Origin of the sequence: Grimontia indica (genome assembly GCF_000333895.2) — a bacterium.
Taxonomy (GTDB): Bacteria; Pseudomonadota; Gammaproteobacteria; order Enterobacterales; family Vibrionaceae; genus Enterovibrio; species Enterovibrio indicus.
Window position 1 is genome coordinate 148,012 of record NZ_ANFM02000002.1, and the last position, 15,666, is coordinate 163,677.

The window sequence follows — 15,666 nt, forward strand, 5'->3', positions numbered from 1 at the left end:
TTAGCCCCAATTCACTTTATTTCGCTACTTTCCATTAACAGGACGGCAAACATTGGCCACAAAAAGCCAGAAGCTCTTGTGAAAAATGGTCGGGATCAGAAATGAACGGTGCGTGCGACGCTTTGGCAAAGATTTGCCGCTGCGAACGCGGTGCCAGAACATCCAACTCTTGCGCCACTTTGACAGGCACAAGGCCGTCCAGCCGACCGTACATTCTGAGCCAAGGCATTGAAATATCATGCAAGTGAGGCCGCAAATCAGCGTCAGCAAGAATACCAAGGCCGGCGCTAAGCGCCTCTGGCTGAGGAGACGGGTGAGAGAGGACCGCCTGTTTCAACCACTTAATATCTTGCCGTGCTGTCGGGCTCCCCATTGCCTGAAGCGCCATGAAACGTTCAACCGTCGTCTGAAAGTCTTCAGCCAATTGTTTCGTAAACGCCTGCAATACCTCGGGTTTTATCCCTCGCCATCCATGTTCTGCAGCAAATCTTGGTGAGCTGGCAATCGTGACTAGACCTTTCACACGTTCCGGTGCGAGCAGTGCAGCCTGAGTGGCAACCATTCCCCCCAAAGACCAACCGGCCCAAACAGATTCCTGCGGTGAATTATCAAGCAAACACTGTGCCATTTCCTCCAAGGAAAAGGCATCGGTCGGTTGACTGAAGCCATAGCCCGGCAGGTCAACACAATGAACACGGTAATGCGGGGTGAGAGCAGGCAGGATGTTTTTCCATACGGCGCTGTTCATCCCCCAGCCATGAATGAGAATCAGATCGGAACCCTGGCCTTCCGTGTGCCAGTACAGAGAAGTCGTCATTTACACTGCCTAAATTCGTTTATCAACAAGCATGTCCTTGATGTTAAGCACTATCTTACGTGCCTTGCCGCTGCGTTGTCAGCTTTGCCACCACAGGTTGGAGCAGCATGCTTATCCTTGGTGTCATGCCTGTCACGCCAGCTTGCCCAGTCAGCCACGCTGCCTGCATTGTGGTTTGCCCACCCCTTACATGATTGAAAGCTGCGGTAGATGTTTGAAAAAGCCGCCGCCGTGGGACAGTTTGTTTTGTGTCGGTGCCTATTCCTTTCCCTATGACAAGCTGCTTCACCGCTTCAAGTATCAAGGACATTACTGGCTTGCCCCTGCTCTCGCTAAACTGCTCGCGACAGAGATTGAATCACCTGCGCCTCTCCTTCTTCCCGTGCCCATGCACTGGAAACGAAGGCTTTGGCGCGGATTTAACCATAGCAGCGTGCTGGCCGCAGAGCTCGCGAGACAACTCAAGGTTCAATCTGAGCCCAATGTCTTAAAACGCATTCGTGCCACTCGCCAACAGCAGGGATTAGACCGACAATCCCGTCTTTCAAACTTAAAGCAGGCATTTTCTATCAAAGGAAAACTGCCGCCACACATCGCCTTGGTCGATGATGTTGTCACCACGGGTGCAACTGTCGCCCAGCTTTGCCGCTTGCTCCGGCAGCATGGCGTGGAACGTATTGATGTGTATTGTCTTTGTCGCACACCACCAGAAGCCACTTAATTGAAAAGTGAGGGAAAAGTAACCTCGAAGCTTGAGGGGTGATAGCGGACAAAAACAAGCGTACAATGTAAACAAATACTGGATAAATCAGGTAAGAAGCCGTGTCACAAATTATTATTTCAGAAAGTGCACAGAGCCATTTCGGTAAACTGCTTGAGCAGCAGCCGGAAGGGACTAACATCCGCGTATTCGTGGTTAATCCTGGCACGCAAAACGCAGAGTGCGGCGTTTCTTACTGCCCTCAGGATGCAGTGGAAGCGACTGACACCGAACTCAAATTCGAAGGTTTTTCTGCCTACGTAGATGAACTGAGCCTTCCGTTTCTGGAAGATGCTGAGATTGATTTTGTCACTGACAAAATGGGCTCACAGCTGACGCTGAAAGCACCAAACGCAAAAATGCGTAAGGTGTCTGACGACGCGCCACTGATGGAGCGCGTTGAGTACGTGATCCAGACTCAGGTTAACCCACAGCTGGCAGGCCATGGTGGTCACATCAATCTGATTGAAATCACTGAAGACAAAGTGGCAGTGATTCAATTCGGCGGCGGCTGTAATGGCTGTTCAATGGTTGACGTCACCCTGAAAGACGGCATCGAGAAGCAACTGCTGGAAGAATTCAGCGGCGAGCTCAACGGCGTTCGTGACGTCACCGAGCACGCACACGGTGATCACTCTTACTACTAAGAGCGATTATCTGAGAAGAAAGGCGCCCGATGGCGCCTTTTTTGTCTCGGCTAGTTTGCAGCCAGAAAGGTATCTCTTCGCCACTGGTGAACGAAAAGTACCCCCAGCGTTAATCCACGCAACGCCATAAAGCCGAGCATCGCCGCCCAAAGCGCATGGTTGCCCCAGCCACTTAATAGCCACCAAATCACAAAGAAACCTGCCATCGCAACAAACATGGTGTTTCGCATTTCACGTCCGCGCGTCGCACCGATAAACACACCATCAAGCAGAAAACACCACATGGCCACGAGCGGCATGGCAATGAGCCAAGGCAGATACACAAATGCCTGTTCACGCACAGCAGGAATATCAGAAATCACCCCGACGATCTGCTCGCCGAAGATCAGGAAAGCGGCAGTGATAAGCAGGGAGATCACCAAGCTCCAAAAGGTAGTTGCTGTCAGTGAATCTATCAGCTCGTTTCTGTTCCGGGCACCAATTGCTTTCCCTACCATGGCTTCCATGGCATAGGCAAAACCGTCCATTGCGAAAGAGACCAGCATCAGGAAGTTCATCAGCACCGCATTGGCTGCCACCACGTTATCACCCAGTGTCGCCCCCTGAAAAGTCATAAAGGTGAAGGCCAGCTGCAGGCAGAGGCTTCGAAGGAAGATGTCCCGGTTCAGCTTTAAAAGCCGCCCCATACCCGCAGAAGCTTTTTTCCACTGCGCCAATGGAGCAGGCAACATCTCTTGCTTCCAGCGCTGCGCCACAAAATACAAGCCCAGTGCCATACCGCTGTAATCAGCAATCACACTCGCTGCCGCAGCGCCCTGCACTTTCCAGCCAAAACCCACGACAAACAGCACATCGAGGACAATGTTGATGACGTTGATAACAATCAGCAGCATCATCGGCTTCTTCGCGTTCTGGGCACCCAATAGCCAACCCATGATCACAAGATTGGTCAGCGCAGCAGGCGCACTCCAGATACGCACAGAGAAATACTGATCGGCATAGCGCTTCACTTCTGCGCTTGCATCACTGTAGGAAAACACCCAATCCGCAATCAATGGATGCACGGTGATAATCGCTAATGCCAGTAACCAGGCAAGGGAGATACCCTGCAGGAACACATTTGCCAGCCCCGCTTTATCGTCAGCGCCATAAGCTTGTGCGGTAAGCCCAGTGGTAGCCATACGAAGAAAACCGAGCAGCCAGAAAGTCACCGCGATCATGGTGCTGCCGACCGCCACGCCACCGAGGTACCAGGCGTGGTCGAGGTGACCAATCACAGCCGCATCCACCAGTCCGAGCAAAGGCACGGTAATGTTGGAGAGCACCATGGGAAACGCGAGCGAGAAAACACGCACGTGAAGGGCTTTTTTTTGCAGCGCTGACAGCATAAATTGGCTCTGTGGTTATCGACAGATAGAGAGTAAGAGGCGGCAGTTTATCAGAATGTGCGGGTTAAAAAGACGGTATCCTTGATGGTTTCGCCATCACGCACAAATCCGTTTTTCTCCAGCACGCGGACAGAAGCCAGATTGTTCTCTTCGGCCCCACCGGAAAGCGTCGCGACCTTGCCGCTCTGTTGGCACCAGCTCACCAAGCCTTGCAGCATCTCACTGGCCAATCCCTTTCTTTGCAGTCTTTCACTCACCACATAACCCAACCGGAGATCGAGCAAGCCTTCTGTATTAGTTTATGCATACAGCAAAATAAACCCAGCCAGAGATTGGGCATCCTGCTCTTTCACGGCGAGGAAGGTGGATTCGGTTAAAGCCTGTTGAAGCCAAACCGCGGCGCTTTGGGCGTCATTCACCGATTGAATATCCGGCGGTAAGTGCTGCTTCACCGATGGGGTCAATAGGGCTGCTAATTCCTTAGCCAGATTATCAGAGGCCTCTGAACCAGACGATAACGCCGCGACATCCAGTCGCGGCGTTGAGAATTGAAGATGGGAAAGCATCATCCCTGCTCACTGTTTGCTTGGGTGTGCAACTATCCTATCGCACGCCACGCATGATCAGCGAGCAAAGCCACAAACAAACCAAATACATGCCAAATGGAGTATTTAAACGTCTGCCAAGCCAACCCTTTGCGATCATGGAATTTCAACTGCCACGCGTACCAGGCAAAGCCGAGATTGAGCGCCAAACTACCGAAGAGGTAAATCAGTCCACTCATTCCCGCCAGCCAAGGCAGTAAGCCCACCACCACCAAAAGCAGGGTGTAGAGCAAAATCATGGTCTTGGTGAATTCCACACCATGGGTTACTGGCAACATGGGTACGCCGGCTTTGGCGTAATCTTTCTCACGGTGAATCGCGAGCGCCCAGAAATGCGGTGGGGTCCAGGTGAAAATCAGCATCACCAGCAACAGTGCATGTGGGTCGAGCGTTCCGGTCACCGCCACCCAACCGAGCAGCGGCGGCATTGCGCCAGCCAAACCACCAATCACGATGTTCTGAGGCGTCGCATGCTTCAGCCATACGGTGTAGACCACCGCATAGCCAATCAAACTGGCAAAAGTGAGCCATGCCACCAGCGCATTCAATACCCAAAGGAGCGCAAAGCCCGCGACCATCAGCAAACCACCAAAGGCCAGCGCCTGTGACGTACCTACCCGGCCTTTTGCAACGGGGCGATGGATGGTGCGCTGCATCTGTCTATCAATACGCTGGTCAATCACATGATTGAACACCGCAGCCGCAGCGGACTGCATGCCAATCCCTAACAGCCCGAGAATCACGGCGTGAGCAGGAGGCAAAGACGGTACCGCCAAACACATTCCCACCATGGCGGTCAGCAATAGCATGGCCACCACTTTGGGTTTAGTCAGCTCCAGATAATCCCGCCATTGAGCGGTTTCAGTATTCGGGGCGCTGTTTGCCAGCGAAGGCGTATTGAATTTAGCCATGGCTTAACCTCCCTGAGTCTTCCAAAGACGACTGTGCAGCGGTCATTGAAACAGGTGCGAACACACCTACCACCGTCCTGACAGTCACTAAAAGTAAAAGCAATCCGCAAACATTGTGTGCCACCGCAACAGACAGCGGCAGCAAGGCGACCACATTCGTAACACCAAGCGTTATCTGAATACCCAGCGCGCCTAAGAGTAGTAGCGATGCGCCAGCACCAAGCGGTTTTCTGACCGCAAACGCCAGCAGTAGAATGAGCGCCGTGACCACCATGGCACCGATTCGGTGGGTGGCGTGAATCGTGACGCGCTGATCGAAATTCAACACGCCATATTGGTAAGTCTCATTTTTCGGGCTGATGGGATGAAACGCCGAGGCGTCGTATTTCTCTGCCCAGTCGACTTCACAAACGGGCAGTTGAGTACAAACGAGAGCCGCATAGTTGGCTGATGTCCAGCCGCCAAGCGCGATTTGCATCACCACTGCAAGAAGCGCAGCGACTGACAATACCTTGAGCTTTCCGCCTATAGAGGCTTTTTGGACGCCCATCTCTAGCTGTGTTGGCTCTTTAATACGCCGCCTTTCCAGCAGCGCCAACATGAACAGCAAAGTCACGGTTGTGAAACCACCGAGTAAATGCCCCATCACCACAATCGGCATCAGGTTCATGGTCACTGTCCACATGCCCAGAGCGGCCTGGAAGGTCACCACCGCCAGCAGCACACTCGGCAGCATGCGGTTACGTTCAGGGCGACGCCACGCAAGGAAGGCAATGGCAGCAATCACTAAACCTAGGGTGCCTGCCACATAGCGATGGATCATTTCATTCCAGGCTTTTTGAATTTCAACAGGGGCATGGGGGAAGGCTTCCGTTGCCTGAGCGATTTTCTCTGCAGATTGCGGCACGGTCAGAAAGCCATAACAACCGGGCCAATCTGGGCACCCCAAGCCTGCTTCCGTCAAACGGGTAAATGCTCCCAGTGCCACGACGACCAAAGCCAAGGCCAGTGCACCGTAGATCAGTCCGAGATAGCGTTTGTCTTTTTCCATCACGACCTCCCTTACCCGACTTTGGAGAGTTTCATGAGTTTTCGAAGATCGGACAGCAGTCCTTTGCTTTGTGCCACCTGTGCTGATTTTTCCGCTGGCACCGGATAGGCAAGAATAAGGTTGTTCAGGGGGTCAACAAGATAAATCGCGTTTTCAGAGAAGGGCAGCGACGACATGGTTTGTTGTTGCGTTGCATCGATGTTTTGGCGGGTGACATTGGTGCCTTCTTCCACCGCCGAGCTTTCCGGTGTCAGCAGGATGCTGGCAACCCGTTCACGCTCACGTCCAACCGCCACCGGAATTTGGTTCAGTTGAAAAAGCGCACTTTCGCACTTCTCATCACAAGAATTGGGGTAGGAGTAGACCAAACGCCATTGCCCGTTGTGTGACAGCCAGTCAGCCTTCACTTCTTCGGCGATAAGCTCGCCATTGTTGGTCACGCCCTTATTGTACCAGCCAAAATCCAACACCAATTTGGCAGCCAGAACCGGCAGAACAAAAATCACGGTGACCAGTATCAGCGCTTTTTTCCCATTCATATGCGTCCTTTCCTCCACCAAAGCCCAAATCCAATCACTACCACCAGCGCCAATCCAAACCACTGCATGGCGTAGGCATAGTGCTTTTCCGGCTTCATCACGACAGGCTCCCAGATGGGTTTCGCACCTGTACTGAAGCTCTCTCCGTTGCTGTTGCTTATCACATCACCGCGGATAAGCCAGGGTTTGAGGGAAAGTCCGGAAGCTTGTTCCAGACCTTGAATTTCCACCGATTGCACCCGCTTAGGCCAACCGTTTTCTGTTTCCACTTGTGCCAGCACGACCCTGTCTGAGGGAAAATCGACGGTGCCGGTCACTGAAAACTGCCCTTCTAGTGTTGGCAGTGTCGGCAATGTATCCCTTGTTGCCGGAGCCGCCACCCAACCCAGTTCGACCAATATCCATTGATTGTCACTTCTGAACGGCAGAAACCAGCGGTATCCCACACGGCCTTCGAAGGTTTGGTTATCGAGCAGCACACTCTTTGAGGTATCAAACTGACCCGTTAACTTGACTCGCGTCCCTTTCAATTCTTGTGGCAAAGACGCCAAGGCGGTCACTTCCTGCTGCGAACGCTCTGCCAATTGCGACAAAAGCGCTTCTTTTTCTGCCCCGCGGGACATTTGCCACATCCCCAGCTTGACCAAGAGCACTGTCATCGCCAGAGTGAATACAAGAAAACCAATCCGTCTTATTTGCCGTATGTTGGAAGAAGACATCCGGTCACCTTTTTGACTCTCAGGAGGCAATATGCTGCTCAAAGGGATCCTCGTCTGCCTGTTGGTCTTTATCGTGTTTAATCTGTTCCGTGCTCTGCCGATTATGCTTAAGGGTCAATCCGACGTTCCCATGTCCCGCTTTTTAGGACGTCGCGTTTTGTTCTCTGTGCTTGTATTTGTCATCTTGCTGGTAGCGTTGGCGACCGGAGTGATTGAACCCAACAGCCGCCCTTATTAATTTGCGTCGCTACAAGATGTAGACGAACACGAACAGACACAGCCATACCACATCCACAAAGTGCCAATACCAAGCCCCGGCCTGGAAGGCGAAGTGATGCTCAGGGGTCATGTGTCCTTTCAGTACCCGCAACCAAATAATGAACAGAATGATCGAGCCAAGGAAAACATGCATACCGTGGAAACCGGTAAGCAGGAAGAAGGTATTCCCGTAAATCCCTGAATCCAGTCTGAGGTTCAGCTCTTGGTACGCGTGCACATATTCTTCCACCTGAAGCCCAAGGAAAATCCACCCTAGCAGCACGGTGACACCAAGAAACAGTTTCACGCGTTGGCGGTTGCCTTCTTCCATCGCCACATGTGCAAAGTGCAGCGTGACAGACGAAGCAAGCAGAATAATGGTGTTAATCAGCGGTAAACCCCAAGCCCCCATGGCCGTGGTTTCCGTGCCATCTGGCGTTTTCACCAAAGGCCAACCTGGAATAAAGTCGGGCCAGAGTACCGCTGCCGTCATGGCATTGTTGCTCGCCCCTCCCAGCCAAGGAACCGCAATGACGCGGGCATAGAACAGTGCACCAAAGAAAGCGGCAAAGAACATGACTTCCGAGAAGATGAACCAGCTCATCCCCTGACGGAATGAACGATCCATTTGCGCTGAATACAATCCGCCCATCGACTCATGAATCACATCGCGGAACCAGCCAAACAGCATAAACATCAAAATGCCGGTGCCTATCAGAAGCATCCATGGACCATTGCCACCGAACAATCCGGCGACTGTCGAACCAGCGCCCATTGCGATAAAGAACAAGGCAATAGCACCGACAATCGGCCACTTGCTCTGTGCAGGCACATAGTAGTTTTCGTACTGGGCATCGGTATTGGTATCTGTCGTCATGATGACCTCACTGCATTTACTGAGTCACAGGCTCAGTCTTTGCGCTAAACAGGGTATATGCCAGCGTCAGGGTGCTGATGTCTTCCGGCAGCTCCGGGTCGACATAAAACACCAGTGGAAGTTCTGCGTCTTTTCCTGCTTCAAGGGGCTGGCGGTTAAAGCAGAAGCATTCAATTTTGTTCAGGTATTGCGCGGCAAGACCCGGGGTAACCGATGGCACCGCCTGTCCGACCGAGTTCACCAAGGTATTATTGGTGGCACGGTAAGCGATGGTGCGCGTCTCCCCCGGATGCACGGTGAGCTTTTTCACCTCAGGCACAAAATCCCAGCCAAGACCGGGATTAATGTAGGCGACAAACTCAACGGTAACAGTGCGGGAGAAATCGACCTGATTGCTTTCCGTCGCCGCAACATCACTGGTTTTACCGTTAATGCCGGTGATGTCGCAGAACACGTCATAAAGTGGCACCAGTGCGAAGGCAAAGCCAAACATCAGCACAGCCAAGCCCGCCAGCTTTGCTGCTGAACGTCCTGTTTTTTGTGTCTGCTGTTCTTGCTCTGCCATACGCTTTCCTTAATCGATTTTCGGTGGTGTTGAGAAGGTGTGATAAGGCGCTGGTGAAGGCACTGTCCATTCCAATCCTTCTGCACCTTCCCAAGGTTTCGCTGGCGCAGGCTCGCCGCCGCGAATACATTTCACCACCAGAACCAAGAAGATGAGCTGGGAGAAACCGAACAGGAAAGCACCTACACTGACAATCGCGTTGATATCAGCAAACTGCAGGGCGTAATCCGGAATACGACGTGGCATGCCAGCCAGCCCCAGGAAGTGCATTGGGAAGAACAGGATGTTGACCGAAATCAGTGAGCACCAGAAGTGCCAGTTGGCGAGCGTCTGGTTGTACATATGCCCGGTCCATTTCGGCAGCCAGTAATAAGCCGCTGCCATGATGGAGAAGATAGCCCCGGAAACCAGTACATAGTGGAAGTGCGCCACCACGAAGTAGGTGTCATGGTATTGGAAGTCCACCGGTGTTATTGCCAGCATCAGGCCGGAGAAGCCCCCGATGGTGAACAACACAATAAAGGCGAGCGCAAACAACATGGGCGTCTCAAAGGTCAATGAGCCTCGCCACATGGTCGCCACCCAGTTAAACACTTTCACCCCGGTCGGCACCGATATCAACATGGTGCAGTACATGAAAAAGAGTTCTGCAAACACCGGCATGCCTGTTGTGAACATGTGGTGCGCCCATACAACAAAGCTCAAGCCTGCAATGGATGCGGTCGCGTAAACCATGGACGCATAACCAAACAGAGGTTTGCGGGCAAACGCTGGCACAATCGCAGAGATGATCCCGAAGCTCGGCAGGATCATGATGTACACCTCTGGGTGTCCGAAGAACCAGAAGATGTGCTGGAACATGACCGGGTCGCCACCACCGGCGGCATCAAAGAATGACGTACCGAAATACTTGTCGGTCAGCACCATGGTAACCGCCCCGGCAAGCACTGGCATTACCGCAATCAGCAGGAATGCGGTGATAAACCAAGTCCAAACGAACAGCGGCATCTTCATGTAGGTCATGCCCGGTGCACGCAGGTTCATGATGGTCACTATCACGTTGATCGCGCCCATGATAGAGCTGATACCCATGATATGAACAGCAAACACGAACAGTGCGGTGCTGTCAGGGGAATAGGTGGTGGAGAGCGGTGCATAGAAGGTCCAGCCAAAGTTTGGACCGCCTCCTTCCATAAACAGCGACATGATGAGCATCAGGAAGGCAAACGGCAGAATCCAGAAGCTCCAGTTATTCATGCGTGGCAGCGCCATGTCCGGCGCGCCAATCATCATAGGCACCATCCAGTTAGCCAATCCTGTAAAGGCTGGCATGACCGCACCGAATACCATGATAAGACCGTGAACCGTGGTCATCTGATTAAAGAAGTTAGGATCAACCAATTGCAAGCCCGGCTGGAACAACTCTGCACGGATCACCAGTGCCATCGCCCCACCCAACAAAAACATGGTGAAGCTGAAGATCAAATACATGGAGCCGATGTCTTTATGGTTGGTCGTTAACAGCCAACGCATCAACCCTCGGGGTTTATGATCATGGTCGTGGTCATCGTGACCGACCTGATCAGGCGTCATATCCGTCATTGCGATTTCTCCTTAAAGATCGTCACCGTTGAGCACAGCATTGATTTGAGACGCCTGAATGGCATCGCCCGTGTTGTTGCCCCAAGCATTCCGCTCGTAGGTGATCACCGCTGCCAGCTCTTTCAGGCCAAGTTGCGCACCAAACGCCTGCATAGCCGTACCTGGTTTGCCGTGGATTACAATATTGAGGTGGTCGAGTACCTTTTCGGGATCAGCAGAGATGCCCTGTTGGGCAAGCGCTGGGAATACGCCGGGAAGACCCAGACCATTGACCTGATGACAGGCAGCGCAGCGTGAGTTGTACACGTCCTCACCCAGCTCCATCAGCTCTTCCATGTCCATGTTCATCGCCAGCAATTTCTGCTCTTCTTCTTTCACCTTGGCTTGCGCAGCCGCCGTTTCCGTCACCCAGGTCTCGAACTCGTCAACCGGTTTGGCAATCACCACAATCGGCATAAAGCCATGGTCTTTACCACAAAGCTCTGCACACTGACCGCGGTAGATTCCCGGCTTGTCGATACGCGTCCAAGCTTCGTTGATAAAACCAGGGTTAGCGTCTTTCTTCACAGCAAAGTCCGGCACCCACCAAGAGTGGATGACATCTTCGGAGGTGATCAGGAAACGCACCTTCTTGCCAATCGGCACCACCAGCGGGCGGTCAACTTCCAGCAGGTAGGTGTCACGTTTAGCTGATTCACCATCAATTTGCGCGGCAGAAGTCGCCAGCAAAGAGAAGAATTCCACTTCATGGTCGAAATAGCGGTAATGCCATTTCCACTGAGAGCCGGTCACCTGAATCGTCAGTTCTGAATCAGACGGGTCTTCCATTGCCAGCAACACCTTGGTTGCCGGAACAGCCATACCAATCAGGATCAGAAAAGGGATTAGCGTCCAGAGAATCTCCACTTTGGTGCTTTCATGAAAATTCGCGGCCACCGCGCCTTTTGATTTGCGGTGATGGATGATAGACCAGAACATCACGCCGAAAACGACCACGCCGATAGCGACACAAATCCAGAGGATCGTCATATGAAGGCCATAGACTTTCTCACTGATTTCCGTCACACCGGGAGTCAGGTTAAACGAGGATGCTTCGTTGGCAGCATTGGCCGCAAACGAAGAGAAAATTGCGAGCGCGTATAGAAGTTGGCGAGTCTTCACCGGTTCCCTCCTCAAAGTCACTTCGCAGTGCTAAATGTAAATGGATGCAAAAAAATGAAAGTTTGGTTAACACTCTGTTTACAACTAAAGCTAGGCAAGGAACGTGGAAAGAACAAAATTTGAGCGGCAGAATGCCCCGAAACATGATGCCAGCCACGAATTTACGAGATGAAGACAACTGTTTCATCCTCAATGATTTTGTGCCGCTTTTCTTAAAAAACTTCAGAAATCCAAAGCAAAAAAATCTTTATTTTAAGAAGAGTTAATGCCTTGTTTTGAGGATAGTGACCGCGCGGAACAGAGAATTGCGGGTGTGCAAAAATGCAGAGGGGAAGCGGCCTGTAGCACGAAAAACTCGCAAAAAGAAAGGCAGCGCCGGACTTTTCATCCGAAGCTGCCTGTTTCTTTAACTCTTGTAATGCGAAGCTGGAGTGTTACATCCAGTCTGTGTTACGAATCACACCAACGGCAATACCTTCAATGGTGAGATGCTGGTGAGCCAGGTCAACCACGATCGGCGCGAATTCTTCATTCTCAGCATGAAGCAGCACCTGATTGCCTTTGCGCTCAAGGCGCTTCACGGTGACATCATCTTCAACACGCGCGACAACCACTTGACCATTTCGCACGTCCTGCGTTTTATGTACCGCCAGCAGGTCGCCATCCATAATACCGATGTCTTTCATACTCATACCGCTAACGCGTAACAAGAAATCCGCATTCGGTTTGAACAGGTTCGGGTCAACCTGATAGTGCATTTCCACGTGCTCTTGCGCGAGGATAGGCTCACCGGCTGCCACGCGACCAATCAAAGGCAGGCCTTCATCGTCGTTCGCCGCTTCGGTTTCCACCAACAAGCGGATACCGCGTGATGCACCAGGTACGATTTCAAGCACGCCTTTACGCGCCAGCGCTTTCAGGTGCTCTTCTGCCGCATTGGCAGAACGGAACCCGAGTTCTTTCGCGATTTCGGCACGCGTCGGTGGCATACCGGAGTCATCGATCTTTGCTTTGATCAAATCAAAGACTTGCTGTTGTCTTGCGGTTAACGGCTTCATATCATGACCTGTCTTTTTATACAGTTAACTGTGAGTATATCCAGTGTTTAACCACTTGAAAAGGCGGATTTTGCGCCAATCTCTAATAAAGGTGCTGCTCAGCTCACAATTTTTCTGACTGCCCAGCTCACCATACCTTGGCTCAACCTTGACATAAGCCCGCGGATTGGTGTCATTTCCCTGCAAGTTCGGGGATGTTTTCTGCTAGACTTGCCACGCACAAAATATAAGAGGCTGCGATCAGATGTCTGCTTGCCAATCGATTTATCACAAGCTATTGAATTTACCGCTGTCGGTACTGGTGAAAACCATCAGTATTCCGTCAGATCCCATAAACCAGCTGGACCTCGATCTGTCCCGCCCTATGGTTTATGTCTTGCCGTTCCGCTCTCATACCGATCTGCTGACCTTGCGCAGCAGCTGTCTGCAACTCGGCTTACCAGACCCGCTGGAACCTTTGGAACTGGGTGGAAAAAGCCTGCCGCGCTATGTGTGCGTGTCTGAAGGCAAGCGCATGTTTAAAGACAGCGACCCTGTCCCGGCAGACTCCCTCACTCTGTTCACCGAATGGCTCGAGCTGCACAAGCGTGACACTGAGCTCGACATCCAAATGGTGCCGGCATCTGTGGTGTGGAACCGCGACCCGGGCAATGAATCACGTCCGGCAGCACCTGCCCTGCAAGCCATGAATGGCCTGCAAAAGTGCTATACCATTTTGACGCTGGGTCGTGACAGCATGGTTCGCTTTAGTAATGCGGTTTCCCTGCGTTTTATGGCAGACAAGCACGGCACAGACACCACGATCGCGAACAAGCTGGCACGTGTGGCGAAAATCCACTTCTCACGCCAGAAAATGGCGGCATCAGGCCCTGGCTTGCCGGATCGTCAATTGCTGTTCAAACGCCTGCTGGCTTCCAAAGCCATTGATAAAGCGGTACAGGATGAAGCGGCAAGCCGTGATGTGCCGGTAGAGAAAGTACGTAAAGAAGCCATCGACATGATGGAAGAAATCGCTGCGGACTTCTCACCAAGCCTTATCCGCTATGCCGATCGTCTACTGACCTGGCTTTGGAACAAGCTGTATCAAGGCCTTAATATCAATAACTCCGAGCGTGTCCGTAAGCTGGCGCAAGATGGTCATGAGATTGTGTACGTGCCTTGCCACCGTTCGCACATGGACTACCTGCTGCTTTCGTACGTGCTGTATAAAGAAGGTCTGGTGCCACCGCACATCGCGGCGGGCGTAAACCTGAACTTCTTCCCGGCGGGTCCTATTTTCCGTCGCGGCGGCGCGTTCTTCCTGCGCCGTACTTTTAAGGGCAACCGCCTCTATTCCACGGTATTTCGCGAATATTTGGCTGAGCTTTTTGCCAAAGGTTACTCAGTGGAGTACTTCTCGGAAGGTGGGCGTTCGCGCACTGGCCGTCTGCTTCCGGCGAAAACCGGCATGCTGGCAATGACCATTCAAGCGATGCTGCGTGGCCTCAAGCGCCCCGTCACTTTGGTACCTGTCTACATCGGTTACGAGCACGTGATGGAAGTCAGCACCTACGCCAAAGAACTTCAGGGCAAGCGCAAAGAGAAAGAAAGTTTCGGTCAGGTGCTGGGCATTCTTCGCAAACTGCGTAACTACGGTAAGGGCTACGTAAACTTCGGTGAGCCGATTCCTGTGAACCACTTTCTGAATGAGAAGGCACCGGATTGGCAAAAAGACATCGACCCGATTGAACCTCAGCGTCCAGATTGGTTGCTACCAGCGGTGAATGAGTTGGCAGAGCGCATGATGACCAAAATCAACGATGCCGCTGCAGCCAATGCCCTGACCCTGTGTGCGACAGCCCTGCTCGCTTCCCGCCAGAGTGCATTGAGCCGTGAAGCGCTGGAAGAACAAATCACAATTTATCTTGAGTTGTTGCGTCAGGTACCGTATTCAGCGACCAGTACAGTGCCAGCAGATTCCGCGCAGGAACTGGTTGAGCATGCGCTGAGCCTGAACAAGTTCGTGGTCGAGAAAGACTCGCTGGGTGAAGTGATTTCGCTGGACCGTCAGCAGGCCATCCTGATGACTTTCTACCGCAACAACATCATTCACCTGTTTGCGGTACCGTCACTGATCGCGCAAATGCTGGTATTCAAGACCAGTGTTTCACGTGAAAACCTGATGGACTCGATTCGTCAGCTTTACCCGCTGCTGAAAGCTGAGCTGTTCATGAGCTTCGATGATGCATCTTTGCAGAGCTACATCGATGCGACCTTGATTGAGCTTGAGCGTCAATCGCTGATCACCGTAGACGGTGACACCATCAGTCGTAACAACGGCAAGCTGACTCAACTTCAGTTGCTGGGCCGCACGATTGCAGAAACCCTGCAGCGCTACGCGATCACCCTGACGCTGTTCAGCCATGAGCCAGACACCTCGAAGTCCGATCTGGAGCAACAAAGCCAGATGATGGCACAACGTTTGAGCCGTCTACACGGTATCAACGCACCGGAATTCTTCGACAAAGGCGTGTTTGCGACATTGCTGAACTCGCTGCGTGAACAGGGCTATCTGAATGACGACGACCATGCCCGCGCTGATCGCGTTGAGGCGCTACGCGAGTGTGTGTTCGGTTTGATTTCACCGGAAGTGCAGCTGACCATTCAGGCTATCCTCAACCAGCCATCCGAGGATTGATAACCTCAATTCGCCGAAACAAAAAACTCGC

At 52.4% G+C, this 15,666-nt stretch carries 17 protein-coding genes; 4 read left to right on the forward strand and 13 right to left on the reverse strand.

The window, feature by feature from the left end; translation table 11 throughout:
- Positions 1 to 34: 34 nt before the first annotated feature.
- Positions 35 to 817: a pimeloyl-ACP methyl ester esterase BioH gene (bioH, locus tag D515_RS01330; protein WP_039849441.1), complete on the reverse strand. Its 783-nt coding sequence runs from the start codon at positions 815 to 817 to the stop codon at positions 35 to 37.
- A 40-nt stretch (positions 818 to 857) separates the two neighbouring features.
- On the opposite strand from bioH, the gene D515_RS01335 reads away from it, so the two are divergent.
- Together D515_RS01335 and nfuA are read left to right on the forward strand one after the other, a co-directional pair.
- The gene (locus tag D515_RS01335; protein WP_239643916.1) at positions 858 to 1,538 is read left to right on the forward strand and encodes a ComF family protein; all 681 of its coding nucleotides are present in this window, start codon (positions 858 to 860) and stop codon (positions 1,536 to 1,538) included.
- A gap of 101 nt (positions 1,539 to 1,639) precedes the next feature.
- Positions 1,640 to 2,224, forward strand: coding sequence for a Fe-S biogenesis protein NfuA (gene nfuA / locus D515_RS01340; RefSeq protein WP_002535379.1), 585 nt, complete (start codon positions 1,640 to 1,642; stop codon positions 2,222 to 2,224).
- Positions 2,225 to 2,274: 50 nt separating this feature from the next.
- Here the strand turns inward: nfuA and dinF are convergent, their stop codons facing one another.
- From dinF to D515_RS01370, 7 genes are read right to left on the reverse strand one after another with little or no spacing between them, the layout of a single operon-like run.
- Positions 2,275 to 3,612, reverse strand: coding sequence for an MATE family efflux transporter DinF (gene dinF, locus D515_RS01345; RefSeq protein WP_002535381.1), 1,338 nt, complete (start codon positions 3,610 to 3,612; stop codon positions 2,275 to 2,277).
- A gap of 50 nt (positions 3,613 to 3,662) precedes the next feature.
- Positions 3,663 to 3,896: a GNAT family N-acetyltransferase gene (locus D515_RS26105; RefSeq protein ID WP_338035025.1), complete on the reverse strand. Its 234-nt coding sequence runs from the start codon at positions 3,894 to 3,896 to the stop codon at positions 3,663 to 3,665.
- 15 nt (positions 3,897 to 3,911) lie between these two features.
- Complete coding sequence (locus tag D515_RS26110; protein ID WP_002535384.1) at positions 3,912 to 4,181, reverse strand: hypothetical protein; 270 nt, start codon at positions 4,179 to 4,181, stop codon at positions 3,912 to 3,914.
- 29 nt (positions 4,182 to 4,210) lie between these two features.
- A complete protein-coding gene (gene cyoE, locus D515_RS01355; protein ID WP_002535386.1) occupies positions 4,211 to 5,128 on the reverse strand; it encodes a heme o synthase in 918 nt (305 codons plus the stop codon).
- On the reverse strand, positions 5,121 to 6,179 hold the full coding sequence (locus tag D515_RS01360) for a COX15/CtaA family protein (protein WP_002535387.1): 1,059 nt from the start codon (positions 6,177 to 6,179) through the stop codon (positions 5,121 to 5,123). Before D515_RS01360 ends, cyoE begins: the two co-directional genes overlap by 8 nt.
- An 11-nt stretch (positions 6,180 to 6,190) precedes the next feature.
- Positions 6,191 to 6,718 carry a hypothetical protein gene (locus D515_RS01365; protein ID WP_002535388.1) on the reverse strand — a complete coding sequence of 176 codons (528 nt, stop codon included), beginning with the start codon at positions 6,716 to 6,718 and terminating at the stop codon, positions 6,191 to 6,193.
- Complete coding sequence (locus D515_RS01370; protein ID WP_002535389.1) at positions 6,715 to 7,437, reverse strand: SURF1 family protein; 723 nt, start codon at positions 7,435 to 7,437, stop codon at positions 6,715 to 6,717. The genes D515_RS01365 and D515_RS01370 overlap by 4 nt, the downstream gene beginning before the upstream one ends.
- Before the next feature lie 31 nt (positions 7,438 to 7,468).
- Here D515_RS01370 and D515_RS01375 point away from each other — a divergent pair, with 31 nt between their 5' ends.
- Positions 7,469 to 7,675: a DUF2909 domain-containing protein gene (locus D515_RS01375; protein WP_002535390.1), complete on the forward strand. Its 207-nt coding sequence runs from the start codon at positions 7,469 to 7,471 to the stop codon at positions 7,673 to 7,675.
- Positions 7,676 to 7,684: 9 nt separating this feature from the next.
- On the opposite strand, the gene D515_RS01380 is transcribed toward D515_RS01375, so the two are convergent.
- The 5 genes from D515_RS01380 to lexA form a co-directional block, all read right to left on the reverse strand.
- Complete coding sequence (locus D515_RS01380) at positions 7,685 to 8,572, reverse strand: cytochrome c oxidase subunit 3 (protein ID WP_002535391.1); 888 nt, start codon at positions 8,570 to 8,572, stop codon at positions 7,685 to 7,687.
- Positions 8,573 to 8,588: 16 nt separating this feature from the next.
- Complete coding sequence (locus D515_RS01385; RefSeq protein WP_002535392.1) at positions 8,589 to 9,137, reverse strand: cytochrome c oxidase assembly protein; 549 nt, start codon at positions 9,135 to 9,137, stop codon at positions 8,589 to 8,591.
- Between the two features lie 9 nt (positions 9,138 to 9,146).
- Complete coding sequence (gene ctaD, locus D515_RS01390) at positions 9,147 to 10,739, reverse strand: cytochrome c oxidase subunit I (RefSeq protein ID WP_002535394.1); 1,593 nt, start codon at positions 10,737 to 10,739, stop codon at positions 9,147 to 9,149.
- Positions 10,740 to 10,751: 12 nt separating this feature from the next.
- Positions 10,752 to 11,900, reverse strand: coding sequence for a cytochrome c oxidase subunit II (gene coxB, locus D515_RS01395; RefSeq protein WP_002535397.1), 1,149 nt, complete (start codon positions 11,898 to 11,900; stop codon positions 10,752 to 10,754).
- 434 nt (positions 11,901 to 12,334) lie between these two features.
- Positions 12,335 to 12,958 (reverse strand): transcriptional repressor LexA, encoded by a 624-nt coding sequence (gene lexA / locus D515_RS01405; RefSeq protein ID WP_002535400.1) that lies wholly within the window; start codon positions 12,956 to 12,958, stop codon positions 12,335 to 12,337.
- A gap of 244 nt (positions 12,959 to 13,202) precedes the next feature.
- Here lexA and plsB point away from each other — a divergent pair, with 244 nt between their 5' ends.
- Entirely contained in the window at positions 13,203 to 15,635 is a 2,433-nt protein-coding gene (gene plsB, locus D515_RS01410; RefSeq protein ID WP_002535401.1) for a glycerol-3-phosphate 1-O-acyltransferase PlsB, read from the forward strand.
- Positions 15,636 to 15,666 lie beyond the last annotated feature (31 nt).

Coding starts and splice junctions, on each gene's coding strand:
- lexA (WP_002535400.1), bottom strand. CDS start 12,958: ATGAAGCCGTTAACCGCAAGACAACAGCAAGTCTTTGATTTGATCAAA.
- D515_RS01385 (WP_002535392.1), bottom strand. CDS start 9,137: ATGGCAGAGCAAGAACAGCAGACACAAAAAACAGGACGTTCAGCAGCA.
- D515_RS01365 (WP_002535388.1), bottom strand. CDS start 6,718: ATGAATGGGAAAAAAGCGCTGATACTGGTCACCGTGATTTTTGTTCTG.
- dinF (WP_002535381.1), bottom strand. CDS start 3,612: ATGCTGTCAGCGCTGCAAAAAAAAGCCCTTCACGTGCGTGTTTTCTCG.
- D515_RS01370 (WP_002535389.1), bottom strand. CDS start 7,437: ATGTCTTCTTCCAACATACGGCAAATAAGACGGATTGGTTTTCTTGTA.
- D515_RS01335 (WP_239643916.1), top strand. CDS start 858: ATGTTAAGCACTATCTTACGTGCCTTGCCGCTGCGTTGTCAGCTTTGC.
- D515_RS26110 (WP_002535384.1), bottom strand. CDS start 4,181: ATGATGCTTTCCCATCTTCAATTCTCAACGCCGCGACTGGATGTCGCG.
- cyoE (WP_002535386.1), bottom strand. CDS start 5,128: ATGGCTAAATTCAATACGCCTTCGCTGGCAAACAGCGCCCCGAATACT.
- D515_RS01380 (WP_002535391.1), bottom strand. CDS start 8,572: ATGACGACAGATACCAATACCGATGCCCAGTACGAAAACTACTATGTG.
- D515_RS01360 (WP_002535387.1), bottom strand. CDS start 6,179: ATGGAAAAAGACAAACGCTATCTCGGACTGATCTACGGTGCACTGGCC.
- bioH (WP_039849441.1), bottom strand. CDS start 817: ATGACGACTTCTCTGTACTGGCACACGGAAGGCCAGGGTTCCGATCTG.
- plsB (WP_002535401.1), top strand. CDS start 13,203: ATGTCTGCTTGCCAATCGATTTATCACAAGCTATTGAATTTACCGCTG.
- D515_RS01375 (WP_002535390.1), top strand. CDS start 7,469: ATGCTGCTCAAAGGGATCCTCGTCTGCCTGTTGGTCTTTATCGTGTTT.
- ctaD (WP_002535394.1), bottom strand. CDS start 10,739: ATGACGGATATGACGCCTGATCAGGTCGGTCACGATGACCACGACCAT.